Source organism: Georgenia satyanarayanai (assembly GCF_009193135.1).
GTDB classification, from domain to species: domain Bacteria; phylum Actinomycetota; class Actinomycetes; order Actinomycetales; family Actinomycetaceae; genus Oceanitalea; species Oceanitalea satyanarayanai.
Genome location: NZ_VUKC01000003.1, coordinates 212,634 through 225,674 on the forward strand (window position 1 = coordinate 212,634; position 13,041 = coordinate 225,674).

Genomic DNA, 13,041 nt, shown 5'->3' on the forward strand with positions numbered 1-13,041 from the left:
GGTCCAGGCGCTGGGCCTCACGAGCTGGGCCCCACGAGCACGGTAGAGGGGCGCGACCGGGTCGCAGTGGACCGCCGGCTGAGCGGACAGGCCTTCCTATACTCGCAGGATGGTCACCAGCAGCGGCACCGAGCGCGCCCGCACCACGCTGGCCTACCTGCGCCGGCAGATCACCACCGGCGCGTGGGAGGTCGGAACGCGTATCCCGATCGAGCCCGAGCTTGCCGAGACGCTCGGGGTGGGTCGGTCGACGATCCGCGAGGCCGTCCGCTCCCTCGCGAGCATCGGGATGCTCGAGACGCTGCCGGGCCGCGGCACCTTCGTGCGTTCCAGCGCCCCGACGAGCGCCGTGCTCTCGGAGTTCCTCACCGCCTACACCCTCGAGGAGCTCCTCAGCTACCGCCGGGCGCTGGAGGTGGAGGCCGCGCAGCAGGCCGCGCGGCACCGCACGGCGGAGGACGTGGCAGCGCTCGAGGCGGCGGTGGCGCAGTCGCTGCAGCGCGGGCACTGCCCCGCGGTGGGGCCGCAGGACACGAGCGTGGAGCTGGCCTCGCGCTTCCACTACCTCCTCTTCGACGCCGCGAAGAACCGCCTGCTCGCGTCGCTGTACGCCGGGATCACCGAGAAGCTCGCGGCGCCCGGGCACGTCGAGCGCCTCACCCACGCGGGAGACGCCCCCTCGATGCAGGTGGAGCACGAGCGCATCGTCGACGCCGTCCGGCGCGGAGACTTCATCGACGCCGTGCACGCCATGGCCGACCACATGGACAACGACCTCGTCATCATCACGCCCGACGACGAGATCATCCCGCCGCTCCAGCGCTCGGCGCTGGACGTCGAGCGGATCGCGGCAGCCCGCGCCCAGGAGCGCGAGCGCGCCTAGCGGTCCTCGGGCTGGTTCAGGCGACGCGGTGGAGGTCGAGCAGGTAGCGCTCTGCCGGACTGCTGTCCCGCTCGCCCTCGTCCGGTGAGTGGTGCCCGGGAAGAGCGGGCGCCCGCGAGCGGTACCGGTGGCCGGTGGGGCTCGTCGTCTCGACGACGTGGCCGTCCTCGCCTCCAGAAGGCCCGGCGCGCGTGCGCCAGCCCGGCGCCTGCTTGGCGTAGTTGCACGCCTCGCAGTAGCCCTCCAGTCCGTCCGCCTCGGTCCTCCCACCCTCGCTCCAGGGGACGATGTGGTCCGCGTGCCTGACCGGCGCGTCGCACCACGGGGTGCGGCACGTCTGGTCCCGCGTGGCGATGAACCGCGCCAGACCGGGTGGCACGGTCCGCCGGCGTGAGTCCATCCGGGCCAGCTGGCCGGTGCTCGGTGAGGTGAAGAGCCGGCGCAGCCACACCTGGGTTGCCCGGCCCACGCCCTCCAGGCCCGGTGCGCCGAGCCTGCGGGCCACCAGGCGGCTCGCCCAGCCCGCGGGAACAGTCCCGTAGCCGGGGATGGTAGCGGGCTCGTCGTCCCCGGCGAGGAGCGTGCGGTCGGTCATGACGAGCTGGACCTCGACGGGGACGGCGTCCGCCGACTCCTGCCCGGTGACCCGCTCGACGAGGGTGTCGGCCATGACCTGTCCCCGGCTCCGCTGATCCCCCTGCGCCCGGGCGGAGTCCGCAGCCTTGGTGAGCGCGGCGAGCACCGCCACGCCCTGTGCGACGGGCAGAAGCCCGGTCAGGTAGCTCATCGTGTCCGGAGCGGGCCGCAGGCTCACGCAGCGCTCGCTCTCGGCCTTGCGCGCCCGGCGCACCACAGAGGCGGCGTCGAGCCGGTAGGCGACCTTCTTGGCCCGCGCGAGCAGCTGCCCGTCCCCGAGACCGTCCAGCTGTCCCGGGTCCGCGGCCAGCTCGGCGTCGAAGGCCGTGCGGTCCTCGACCGACAGGCAGGCCGACTCGCGCACGATCAGGGTGGCCCGCCACTCGCTGAGCAGCCCCGCCTGCAGCGCCCGGTAGGTGTGCGGCATCTCGACGACGAGCGCCTTGGCCAGGCCGAGGAGCCGTCCACCGCGGTGCGGGGACTCGCGCCGGGCCAGCGCGACCTGCGCCCCCACGCCCGCCCCCCGACGGGCCAGCGGGACGCCGGCTCGCGCCTGCTCCGCGCGCTGGGAGGCGTCGAGGTCCACCGAGATGCGTGCCTGCGCCGCGCACGCGGCGGACTTCAGCTCCTCCAGGGCCCTCAGCAGGTCGACCCGCTCAGCGTCTGTCACCGCCCGGTCGACCTCGCCGAGCACCGCCCGCCACGACGCGAGCGCGGCCACGGTGAGGGGACCCGCCGGCCCGCTGCCGACGGCGGAGGGAACCCGCTCCCCGTTCGGTGCTGCGCCGTCGTCGTCCATGTGACCGACGTTACAGACAGGGTCTGACATCCCGCCGCGCCGGGGCACAGCCGCTGGTCACCTCGCGTCCGGCGACACCCGCACCGCGTGCGTCGGGGGCGGCGGCGCGACGATGTACCCGCTGTCCCCGTCACCGAAGACGTGCAGCGACTGCGGCTCGTGGTGCCACAGCCAGGCCAGGTGCGCGCACATGACGGCATCGACCTCGTCCTCCACCCGGTCGAGGTGCATCGGCCGGGTGGCCTCCTCGACGGCCCGCCGGACCTCGCGCCACCGCGCGTTCGCCGGCAGGCCGAGGACCGCGACCCCCTCCATGAGCCGCAGCAGCTCGAGCAGCGCCTCCTGCCGCGTGAGCACCCGCCCGCTCTTGTACTTGAGGATCCGGCCGAGCCCGAACAGCCCCACCATCGCCGCGTGCGGGTACACCTCCACCGCCGCGGGCAGCGCCGTGCTCCCGCGGCGTGCCGGGTCCGTCACCCACCCGTGCCGCTCCGCGAGCGTCCACGCGCGCGGCGGGTCGAAGTAGGAGATCGAGCGGTTGCTCGCGTGGCAGCTCGCGTCGTACCGGCCGTACGCCTTCCCCACCAGGCGCTCGCACTCGCGCATGCCCGTGGGGTTCCGGACGACGAGCGGCGCGTCGATCGCGACGGTCACGACGGGCGCGGACAGCCCGTCGAGCCACCCGTCGATCTCCGCGTCCGAGACCGCACTCGCCGACGCGACGAGCGCGCCGGCGTCGTCCACCGCCGCGAGCCCGGTCCGGCGACGGGTGTTCCAGGCGAGGTCGATGCCGATGTGCACGTGACGCACCGTACCGAGCAACCCGGCCACCACGGACGTATCGTCGAGCGATGAGCACCACCGCTCCCCCCGGCCACCTCCTCGGCGACCGCTACGCCCGTGAGCTGCCCGAGCTTGCCGTCCCGTGGCAGGCGGTAGGCGTGCCGACGCCCGCGCTGCTCCTCCTCAACGAGCCGCTCGCCGCAGAGCTCGGCCTCGACCCCGACCACCTGCGCACCCCCGACGGCACGGGCCTGCTCGTCGGCACCACCGTGCCGGACGGCGCCACGCCCGTGGCCATGGCCTACGCGGGCCACCAGTTCGGCTCCTACTCCCCGCAGCTCGGCGACGGGCGCGCACTCCTCCTCGGCGAGCTCACCGACACGAGCGGCACCCCCCGCGACCTCCACCTCAAGGGCTCCGGCCGCACGCCCTTCGCCCGTGGCGGGGACGGACTGGCCGCCGTCGGACCGATGCTGCGGGAGTACGTCGTCAGCGAGGCGATGCACGCGCTGGGCGTGCCGACCACCCGCTCCCTCGCCGTCGTCGCCACCGGTGCCACGGTGCGGCGCGAGACGCTGCTGCCCGGTGCGGTGCTGGCCCGCGTCGCGGCGAGCCACCTGCGCGTGGGGACCTTCCAGTACGCCCGCTCCACCGATGACCTCGAGCTGCTGCGCCGCCTCGCCGACCACGCGATCGACCGCCACCACCCGCACGCCGCCGCGGCCGACAACCCCTACCTCGCGCTCCTCGAGGCCGTCCTCGACGCCCAGGCCACCCTCGTCGCCCGGTGGATGCACCTCGGCTTCGTCCACGGCGTCATGAACACCGACAACATGACGATCTCAGGCGAGACCATCGACTACGGGCCGTGCGCCTTCATGGAGGCCGTCGACCCGGAGACCGTGTTCAGCTCCATCGACGCCCGCGGCCGCTACGCCTACGGCAACCAGCCGGTCATCGCGCAGTGGAACCTCGCCCGCCTCGCCGAGGCGCTCCTGCCCCTCGTCCACAGCGACGCGGACGAGGCGGTGCGCCTCCTCACCGACCTCGTCAACACCTTCCCCGCCCGGTACGGCGCCGCGTGGACGGCGGGCATGCGGGCGAAGCTCGGGCTCGCGGAGGACGACGACGGCGTCGACCGGCTCGTCACCGACCTCACCGCGCTCCTCGTCGCGGCACGACCGGACCACACGACGTTCTTCCGTGCCCTCACCTCCGCGGCGCGCGGGGACACCGCCCCCGTGCGCGCGCTGCCCGGGTTCGACGGGCGGCTCGGCCGGTGGCTCGAGCAGTGGCGCGCCCTGGACCCCGACCCCGCGCTCATGGAGCGCCACAACCCGGTCTACATCCCCCGCAACCACCTGCTCGAGGAAGCGCTGGACGCCGCCACCGCCGGGGATCTCGGGCCGGTCCGCGCGCTGCTCGACGTCGTCACCCGCCCCTACGAGGAGCGCCCCGGCCTCGAGCGCTACACCCGGCCGGCCGCGCCCGAGACGCCGTTCGTCACCTACTGCGGCACCTGACACCCGGGCACGAGACGTGGAGGCCGGGGTCCTTGCTGCCGTGCTGGGCGCCGTCGTGCTCGGCGCGGTGCTCCAGCGCACGAGCGGGATGGGCACCGGGCTGGTCGTCTCCCCCACCTTCGTGCTGCTCATCGGCCCGGTGGCCGGGGTCGTGCTCACCAACATCACCACCGTCGTCTCGGCGGTCGCGCTGACGGTGGTCATGCGCCACGACATCGACTGGGCACGGTTCCTGCGCATCGCCCCGACGATCGTCATCGGCTCGGTCCCGGCGGCGCTGCTCGTGGGCGCCGTGGACGCCGGCTGGCTGGAGGTGGTCATCGGCGCCGCGCTGCTGCTCGCCCTCGCGCCCGTGGCGCTGGCCTGGGAGCTGCCCGACCTGGGGCGCGCCGCGGCACCCGTCGCCGGGTTCACCGGAGGCTTCCTCAACACCGCGGTGGGTGTCGGCGGGCCGGCCGTGCTGCTCTACGCCCAGGCGACGAGCTGGGCGCAGCGCGCCTTCGCCGCCACGCTCCAGCCCATCTTCCTCACCATGGGCCTGGTGTCGCTGCTGACGAAGACGGTCACCGGCGCCGCCGCGGGCGGTCTGCCCGGGTGGCCGCTGGTCGTCGCCGCCGTCGCCGCGGTGCCCGCGGGCGTGCTCGTCGGTGGCCAGGTCGCCCGTCGTGTGCGGGCGGCGACGGCGCGTCGGGTCGTGATCGCCGTCGTCGTGCTCGGCGCGACGGCCACGCTCGTCCGCGGCGTCCTCTCCGTCGTCGGCGCCTGACGCAACTCGCCCGGCCGCAATCACCACAGCCGCCTGTGACCCGTGGCACAGTGGCGGCCACTGCGCCGCATCGACGTCCGGGGAGCCCGCATGGACCAGCTGATCGAGGACACCACCACCTTCTTCGAGGCCGTGTCGGGGGTCGTGTGGGGCCCCTTCGTCCTCATCCCGCTGCTCTTCGGTGTCGGCCTCCTCCTCACGATCCGGCTGCGCGGCCTGCAGTTCCGCAAGCTCGGCGCCGCCCTCAGGCTCGGGATCGTCAAGCGGAGGGACGAGGGCGCCGACGACGGCGACGTCTCGCAGTTCCAGGCGCTCACCACCGCCCTGTCGGCGACAGTGGGCACCGGGAACATCGTCGGTGTCGCCACCGCGATCAGCATCGGCGGGCCCGGTGCGCTGTTCTGGATGTGGGTGACCGGCCTCGTCGGGATGGCCTCGAAGTACACCGAGGCCTTCCTCGGTGTGTACTACCGCCGCACCGACTCCGCCGGTGAGAAGTCCGGAGGTCCCCAGTACTACCTGGAACGCGGCATCAAGGGGCCGCTCGGCAAGGTGCTCGGACTGATGTTCACGGTCATGGCGATCATCGCCTCCTTCGGCATCGGCAACCTCGTCCAGGGCAACGCCGTCGCGGGGAACCTCGAGGAGTCCTTCGGGGTCGTCCCGTGGGTGACCGGCGGAGTGCTGAGCATCGCCGCGCTCATCGTCCTCGTCGGCGGCATCAAGTCGATCGGCCGGGTCACCGCGGGCCTCGTCCCCGTGATGATCGTGTCCTACGTCGTCGGCGCGCTGTTCATCCTCATCGTCAACGTCACCGACATCCCCGCCGCCATCGCTCTCGTCTTCACCGACGCGTTCACCGGCACCGCCGCCACCGGCGGGTTCATCGGGTCGACGATCATCATCGCCGTGCAGATGGGGGCCGCCCGCGGCATGTTCTCCAACGAGTCCGGGATGGGCTCGGCCGCCATCGCCGCCGCCGCGGCCAAGACCTCCCACCCGGTGCGTCAGGGCCTGGTGTCGATGACCCAGACCTTCATCGACACGCTCGTGGTCGTCACCTTCACCGGCCTCGTCATCGTCACGACCGGTGTCTGGCGCACCGAGACCGAGGCCGGCACGATGACCGGTGCCGCGTTCAGCACGGGCCTGCCCGGTCAGTGGGGCCACTACATCGTGACGATCGCGCTCGCGATGTTCGCCTTCTCCACGGTGCTCGGCTGGTCCTACTACGGCGAGCGGTGCATCGAGCGCCTCGTCGGGCGCCGCGGGGTCATGCCCTACCGGGTCGTGTTCTCCCTCGCGGTCTACGTCGGGGCCACCGTGTCCCTCGACGTCGTGTGGAGCTTCGCCGACGTCATGAACGGGCTCATGGCCGTCCCCAACCTCATCGGTCTCGTCATCCTCTCCGGGCTCGTCGCCCGCGAGACCAAGAAGTACCTCGACAACGACCCCGGGCTCTCGGCCACCATCGACGAGGTGCGGGCCTTCTCCCCGCGCAGCTTCGCGGATGACGTCGAGCCGGTCGGCCGCTGAGCGGCCGTGGGACGAGATGGACACCGCCGCGGCGGCCTGTCTAGGCTCGGGCCACACCCCCGGGGAGCGCCAGCAGGCGCTGAGAGTGCGGAAGGTCCGCAGACCCGTCAACCTGATCCGGTTCGTACCGGCGTAGGGAGCAGGGCACCCACCGACATGTCGTCGGTGGGGCTTCGAGGTACCCCTGGGGCCTGAGAGGGCCCAGATGAGCACCACCCAGAGCACGATCCAGCCGACCGCCGCGCCCGAGAAGCTCGGCATCGGCGCCCGCTTCAGCATCCACCCCCACTGCGACGACTTCGTCGCCGTCATCCTCGGCGCGCTCCAGGACGTCGACCAGGCCGGCCTCACCGAGGGCCTGGTCCTGGAGACCGACGACGTCAGCACGTACGTCGGCGCCACCGGGGCGCCGGCCGAGGAGCGCCTGGCGCGCTACCTCACCGCCGTCATTGCGGCGGCCGCACGCCGCAGCGACGGCGGGCACGTCGTCGCCCACGTCCTCCTCTCGCGCGGCTGCCCGGGCGAGCGGACCTGCGACCTCACCGTCACGAGCCTGCCCACCCCGGAGCCCGTGACCGTCGAGGCCACCGATGTGGCCGCCACCGCACACTGGTCGCTGTACCCGCTGCTCGACGGCGGCTCCGACGCCGGCGACCACATGGCTCACATCGAGGCCGCCATCGCCGCCGCTCAGCGGCGCGGGACAGCATCCGCCGCCGCGCACTACGCCACACGGCTCAGCGGGGACGTCGCCGACGTGCTCGCCACCGCCGTCGACGCCTGGGCACAGGTCGGTGCGCACGTCCCCCACGTCGTCTCGCACCTCACCGTGTCGATCGCCTCCCCGAGCTCCGGGCCGGCCCAGTGAGCGGCACGCTGCCGAGCCGCCGGGCACGTGCTCCCTTCTGGGAGCTCAAGGACCTCATGCTCATGGTCGTGCTCGGCGTCGTCTTCGGCTTCGTGTACTGGGTGCTCGTCCAGGCATGGAACGGGCTGGCCATCCTCATGGGACCCGCCGGCGACCTCGCCCAGCACGTGCTCTTCGGCGGCTGGTTGATCGTCGCGCCGATCGTCATCGCCATCGTGCGGCGGCCCTTCGCCGGGATCGCGGCAGAGGTCATCGCCTCGGTGGTCGAGGTCGTCTTCCTCGGCTCTCCGGTAGGCCCGACCCTCGTCATCGCCGCAGCCATCCAGGGACTGGGGAGCGAGCTCGCCTTCGCGGCGACCCGGTACCGCCGGTTCGGGTGGACCGTCTTCGCGGTCTCCGGCCTGCTCGGCGCCGGGCTCGTGTTCTTCTACTCGGCGTTCCGCTCCGGCTGGTATGGGCAGGACATCTTCGCCCTGCGTCTCGTGCTCCAGCTGGTCTCCGGTCTCGTGCTCGGTGGGCTGCTCGCCAAGGTCGTCGTCGACGCCCTCGCGCGGACCGGCGTCGTCGACAACTTCGCCATCGGGCGGGAGGCCACCGCCCGTGCCTGAGCACCGGACCGACCCGGTGGTGCTCGACGCCGTGTCCGTCACGGTCCCGCGCCGTGCGGAGCCGGTGCTCAGCGGGGTCGACCTGCGGGTCCGCCCCGGGGAGCACCTCCTGCTGCTCGGCCCGTCCGGCTCGGGCAAGTCGACCGTCCTGCACTGCATCACGGGCGTCGTCCCCCACACCGTGACGGCCCGGCTCGACGGCGAGGTGACGGTCGCCGGCACCCGGACCACCGACGCTGCCGTGGTCGACCTGTCCCGCCACGTGGCGGTCGTCGCGCAGGACCCCGCGGCGGCGGTCTGCCTGCCCACCGTCGACCAGGAGGTGGCCCTGCCGCTGGAGAACCACGCGACCGACCCGGTGGACATCGGGCCGCGGGTCGACTCCGCACTCGCGACCGTGGGCGCCGGGCACCTGCGCGACCGGGCGACCGGCGAGCTGTCCGGCGGGGAGGCGCAGCGGGTGGCACTTGCGGCCGCCCTCGTCACCGACCCCGCCGTGCTGCTCCTCGACGAGCCGACCTCGATGCTCGACCCCGCGGGCGTGGCCGACGTCCGCGCCGCGCTCGCCGCGGCGTCGTCCCGTCCGGGCACGACCGTCGTCCTCGTCGAGCACCGCCTCGACGACCTCGCCGGGGACGACGGTCCGGCCACGTTGCCCGGGCGCGCGGTCGTCCTCGACGAGGGCGGTCGCGTCGTCGCCGACGGTGCCACCGATGCGGTCCTGCGCGACCACGCGGGCGCCCTGCTGAGAGCCGGGTGCTGGCTGCCGCTGGACGCCGAACTGCGCACGCTCAGCGGCGGCGACGGCGGGCTCGCCTCGCCAGCGAGCCAGGACCTGCTGCGGCACCTCGCGCAGGCTCCCGACGCCGGGGCGCCGATCTGCCCACCGGTCCGGGACGTCGTGCTCCGCGCCCGCGGGGTGGCCGTCTCGCGCCACGCCCCGGCACGCCGACGGCGGCGCTCGGCCGGTCCGTCCCTCCCGCCCCCGCTCCTCACCCGGATCGACCTCGAGCTGCGCGCCGGAGCGGTGGTGGCCCTGCTCGGCCGCAACGGGGTGGGCAAGACCTCCCTGCTCCTCACCCTCGCCGGTCTCCTGCCGCCGGCCGCCGGGACCGTCGAGGGTGAGCGGGTGGGGATGGTGTTCCAGAACGCCGAGCACCAGTTCGTCGCGCACACCGCCGCCGAGGAGGTCGCCCACGGCCTCACCGGGCCGGTGGACGAGGTGGTCGGGAGGCAGCTGCGCGCCCACCGCCTCGAGCACCTCGCCGGGCAGAGCCCCTTCCGGCTCTCCGGTGGCGAGAAGCGCCGGCTCAGCCTCGCGGCGATGCTCGCCCACGAGCGACCCTGCCTCATCGCCGACGAGCCGACCCTCGGCCTGGACCGTCGGGACACGATCGCGACGACGACGGCGCTGCGGGCGGCCGCGGACGCCGGACGCGCCGTCGTCGTCTCGAGCCACGACCTGCGGACCGTGGTGACGGTGGCCGACCGCGTCGTCGTCCTCGGCGAGGGCGGGGTGGTCGCCGACGGCCCGGCGGTCCCGGTGCTCCGCGACGCCGAGGTCCGGCGCCGCGGGGGTCTCACGCTGCCGCCGCTCGTGGCCTGGCTGCTCGAGGAGATCGAAGAGCCCGCCGCGGTCCGCCGCGCGCTGCTCGCCCTCGACGCCGCGGTGAGCGCCCCGTCCGCACCGGCGGGGGCGCTGCGATGAGCACGGTCGCTGCCCCGCTCGACCGGCGCAACCCGACGGTCAAGCTCGCCCTCGTGTTCGTCGTCTCCCTCGCGGTGGTCTTCGTCCTGGACCCGGTGACGCCGGCCGTGCTCTACCTCCTCGCCGTCGTCGCCGTCGCGACGGCGACGAGCGCGACGCCGCGGACCCTGCTGCTGGCCCACGTGCCCTTCGCGGCCTTTGCGCTCGGCGTGCTCGTCGTCAACGTGCTCAGCCGTCCCGGTGAGGTGCTGTGGCAGAGCGGCGTGCTGCGGGTGACGACCGAGGGTCTGTCGGTGGGCGGGGCCCTGGCGATCCGCACCCTGCTCATCGGGGTGCTGGCGACCGGCTTCCTCCTGTCGACCGACGCCGTGGCGCTCATGCACAGCCTGCGGCAGAACGCCCGCCTCAGTCCCCGCGTCGCCTACGCCGTGCTCGCCGGGTACCGGCTCCTCCAGGACATGCCCCGGGAGTGGTCGACCATCCAGCACGCCCACGCCGTACGGGCCCCGCTCGGACGCGGCGGCCGGCCCCCGCGCGGCCCGCGCCACCTGGGCCGCGTGATCTTCACGCTGCTCGTCGTCACCGTGCGTCGTGGTGAGCGGATGGCGCAGTCGCTGGAGTCGCGCGGGCTCGGGCTGAGCCCGCGCACGACGTGGCGGCCGGTCGCCGTCACCCGTGCCGACTGGGCACTGGTGGCGGGTGTGCTCGGCGTCGTCGGCGCCGTCGTGGCCCTCAGCGCGTGGCTGGGGGTGCTGCGCGGCCCGGCCGCCCTGCTCGGGTGATCAGGGCCGGTGGACCCCGAGCGTGTCGGTGCCGTCACCGTCCCAGTCCCCCACGAGGACGACGTCGTTGCGCCGCCCGTAGTTGAGGACGAGGTCCGCGGGCCCGCCGGAGATCGTGTTCTTCACGTGGTAGGCGATCCCGCGTCGCACGGCGAAGGTGTCGACGCCGTCGCCGTCCCAGTCCCCGACGAGGACGTGGTCGCCGGCGCGGCCGTAGGTGATGACCGTGTCGGCCGGCCCGCCGGCGATCCGGTTCTTCACGTGGAAGACGTTCTGGCGGCGCACCGCGAAGGTGTCCTCACCGTCGGTGTCCCAGTCCCCGACGAGCACCTCGTCGCCGGTGCGGCCGTAGACGAACACGTGGTCGGCGTCGCCGGAGGAGATCGTGTTCTTCACGTGGAAGGTCTTGCCGCGCCGCACCGCGAAGGTGTCGGTGCCGTCGCCGTCCCAGTCGCCCACGAGCACCTCGTCGTTCGCGCGGCCGTACTGGACCACCGTCTGGAGGGAGCCGGCCGCGTTGCGGCCGTGGACGTAGAAGGTGTTGCCCTTGCGGATGGCGAGGGTGTCGGTGCCGTCGCCGTCCCAGTCGCCGACGAAGATCTGGGAGCCCTTGTCACCCAGGGGGAAGTCGACGCTCGACCACGGCGTCCAGTCGTTGTTGAGGTAGACCCTGCCGGTGTGCGTGATCGGGTCGGCGATGGGCGCGGGGGCCGCGGGCTTGGCCGGCGTCGTCGGCGTCGGGGTCGGCGTCGGCGCCGGCGCGGAGGTCACGGCGTCGACCCGCTGGTCGGTGGCCCGGGCCAGCCAGCCCATGCGGGAGTAGATGTCGTCACCGGGGCAGGCGGTGGCGGAGACGTCGCGGTGCGCGAAGACACGGCCCAGGCTCTGTCCCTTGGGGCGCGCGTACGTGCCCGGGGAGACCATGCCGGAGCTCGCCGCCGCCGTGAGGCCCGCGCGCCCGAACTGCCAGGCGAGGATGTCGGCCATGGCGTTCATCGCGGCGCTCGGGACGCCGACCTTCGTGTAGTCGCCCATGATGCTGAGCCCCACGGTGCCGGTGTTGAACGGCGCCGCGTGAGCGCCGACGGGCATCTGGCCGGTGGCCGAGGCCAGGGTGCCGCTGCGCCCTTCGTAGATTCGTCCCCACTTGTCGATGAGGAAGTTGTAGCCGATGTCGCCCCAGCCGCGGGTGATCGCGTGGTAGCTGTAGATGCCGCGCACGATGCTCGGGCTCTGCGCCTGGGTGTAGCTGTTCGTCCCGGCCGTGTGGTGGATGACGGTGGCGCGCAGGGGCGCGTAGGACGGGCGCCACGCCATCTGTGACTCGTTCGCGCCCCACCCGGCGCGAGTGGTGATCGCGGGGCGCGGGACGGGCACGGCGGCCCGGGTGGCGGTCGCGGCCTGCGTGGTGGCCTGGGCGGCCGGGGCCGCGGACACGCGTGGGGCCTGCTGCTGGAACGGGAGCGCGGCCGCCGGCACGGGTGCGAGCGGGTCGGTGGACGGCGCGAGCGCGGCGGCGGGGGCGTCCTCCTCGAGGACGACCTCGTCCTCACCCGGCCACTCCGGGGTGAGGCTGAGCCGGACGTTGGCGGGCAGCCGCTCCGCGTCCCCGGTGATCTGGACCTGGACGGCCTCGGCCCCGGCGGCGATGTAGGGCTCGGTCCCGCCCGTGGTGCCGACGTCGTCCGCCCCGGCCTCGACCTCGAGCTGTGCCCAGTCCTGCCACGCACCGCCCTCCATCACCCGGATGAAGACGGCGGCGTCGTGCGGGAGCGCCTCCACACCGTCCCAGGTCACGCCCGCCACGTAGAACTCCTCCGTGGCGATGGGGGCGGTGAGGACGGCGACGTCGTCGGCGTCGGGCACCGACTGGGTGCGCACGGAGCGCGCACTGCGCTGCAGCCGCTCCAGCCCCGCGTCGGCGAGCCCGGTGAGGCTGCCGTCCGTGGCGGTGAGGGGGACGACGGTGATCGGCTCCTCCGGGGCGGTCGCGGCCGCGGCGGGGACCGTGCCCGCGAGGACCAGCGAGGTGACGACGAGCGTGGGGCGGACAGCCCTGAACAGTGGCATGGAAAGACGAACTTCCGGGTTGCGGGCGGTGGTGGCGCACGGAGGCGTCATCCGCAGTATCGGCAGGTGCCGACCGGGA

At 73.9% G+C, this 13,041-nt stretch carries 11 protein-coding genes and 1 riboswitch; of the genes, 8 read left to right on the top strand and 3 right to left on the bottom strand.

From position 1 onward, the window contains the following. Positions 1 to 109 precede the first annotated feature (109 nt). Positions 110 to 883 (top strand): FadR/GntR family transcriptional regulator, encoded by a 774-nt coding sequence (locus tag GD632_RS05935; RefSeq protein WP_152189797.1) that lies wholly within the window; start codon positions 110 to 112, stop codon positions 881 to 883. A 16-nt stretch (positions 884 to 899) separates the two neighbouring features. On the opposite strand, the gene GD632_RS05940 is transcribed toward GD632_RS05935, so the two are convergent. Next, positions 900 to 2,318, bottom strand: a complete 1,419-nt coding sequence (locus GD632_RS05940) for an HNH endonuclease (protein WP_152189799.1) — start codon at positions 2,316 to 2,318, stop codon at positions 900 to 902. Positions 2,319 to 2,375: 57 nt separating this feature from the next. After that, positions 2,376 to 3,119 carry a DUF429 domain-containing protein gene (locus GD632_RS05945; protein ID WP_193311360.1) on the bottom strand — a complete coding sequence of 248 codons (744 nt, stop codon included), beginning with the start codon at positions 3,117 to 3,119 and terminating at the stop codon, positions 2,376 to 2,378. Positions 3,120 to 3,169: 50 nt separating this feature from the next. Between GD632_RS05945 and GD632_RS05950 the strand changes: the two genes are divergently transcribed. The 7 genes from GD632_RS05950 (at position 3,170) to GD632_RS05980 (ending at position 10,892) form a co-directional block, all read left to right on the top strand. Beyond that, the gene (locus tag GD632_RS05950; RefSeq protein ID WP_152189803.1) at positions 3,170 to 4,624 is read left to right on the top strand and encodes a protein adenylyltransferase SelO; all 1,455 of its coding nucleotides are present in this window, start codon (positions 3,170 to 3,172) and stop codon (positions 4,622 to 4,624) included. A gap of 16 nt (positions 4,625 to 4,640) precedes the next feature. After that, positions 4,641 to 5,390, top strand: coding sequence for a sulfite exporter TauE/SafE family protein (locus GD632_RS05955; protein ID WP_152189805.1), 750 nt, complete (start codon positions 4,641 to 4,643; stop codon positions 5,388 to 5,390). Positions 5,391 to 5,480: 90 nt separating this feature from the next. Continuing rightward, on the top strand, positions 5,481 to 6,926 hold the full coding sequence (locus tag GD632_RS05960; RefSeq protein WP_152189807.1) for an alanine/glycine:cation symporter family protein: 1,446 nt from the start codon (positions 5,481 to 5,483) through the stop codon (positions 6,924 to 6,926). Positions 6,927 to 6,976: 50 nt separating this feature from the next. After that, positions 6,977 to 7,084, top strand: a riboswitch (TPP riboswitch). Positions 7,085 to 7,131: 47 nt separating this feature from the next. Beyond that, positions 7,132 to 7,794, top strand: coding sequence for a YkoF family thiamine/hydroxymethylpyrimidine-binding protein (locus GD632_RS05965; protein ID WP_152189810.1), 663 nt, complete (start codon positions 7,132 to 7,134; stop codon positions 7,792 to 7,794). After that, positions 7,791 to 8,402 carry an ECF transporter S component gene (locus GD632_RS05970; RefSeq protein ID WP_226924652.1) on the top strand — a complete coding sequence of 204 codons (612 nt, stop codon included), beginning with the start codon at positions 7,791 to 7,793 and terminating at the stop codon, positions 8,400 to 8,402. Before GD632_RS05965 ends, GD632_RS05970 begins: the two co-directional genes overlap by 4 nt. Beyond that, a complete protein-coding gene (locus GD632_RS05975) occupies positions 8,395 to 10,110 on the top strand; it encodes an ABC transporter ATP-binding protein (RefSeq protein WP_193311361.1) in 1,716 nt (571 codons plus the stop codon). The genes GD632_RS05970 and GD632_RS05975 overlap by 8 nt, the downstream gene beginning before the upstream one ends. Further along, positions 10,107 to 10,892, top strand: a complete 786-nt coding sequence (locus tag GD632_RS05980) for an energy-coupling factor transporter transmembrane component T family protein (protein ID WP_152189814.1) — start codon at positions 10,107 to 10,109, stop codon at positions 10,890 to 10,892. The genes GD632_RS05975 and GD632_RS05980 overlap by 4 nt, the downstream gene beginning before the upstream one ends. Here the strand turns inward: GD632_RS05980 and GD632_RS05985 are convergent, their stop codons facing one another. Next, positions 10,893 to 12,962: a peptidoglycan recognition protein family protein gene (locus GD632_RS05985; protein ID WP_152189816.1), complete on the bottom strand. Its 2,070-nt coding sequence runs from the start codon at positions 12,960 to 12,962 to the stop codon at positions 10,893 to 10,895. It lies immediately after the preceding gene. Positions 12,963 to 13,041 lie beyond the last annotated feature (79 nt).

Coding starts and splice junctions, on each gene's coding strand:
- GD632_RS05935 (WP_152189797.1), top strand. CDS start 110: ATGGTCACCAGCAGCGGCACCGAGCGCGCCCGCACCACGCTGGCCTAC.
- GD632_RS05950 (WP_152189803.1), top strand. CDS start 3,170: ATGAGCACCACCGCTCCCCCCGGCCACCTCCTCGGCGACCGCTACGCC.
- GD632_RS05965 (WP_152189810.1), top strand. CDS start 7,132: ATGAGCACCACCCAGAGCACGATCCAGCCGACCGCCGCGCCCGAGAAG.
- GD632_RS05980 (WP_152189814.1), top strand. CDS start 10,107: ATGAGCACGGTCGCTGCCCCGCTCGACCGGCGCAACCCGACGGTCAAG.
- GD632_RS05985 (WP_152189816.1), bottom strand. CDS start 12,962: ATGCCACTGTTCAGGGCTGTCCGCCCCACGCTCGTCGTCACCTCGCTG.
- GD632_RS05940 (WP_152189799.1), bottom strand. CDS start 2,318: ATGGACGACGACGGCGCAGCACCGAACGGGGAGCGGGTTCCCTCCGCC.
- GD632_RS05960 (WP_152189807.1), top strand. CDS start 5,481: ATGGACCAGCTGATCGAGGACACCACCACCTTCTTCGAGGCCGTGTCG.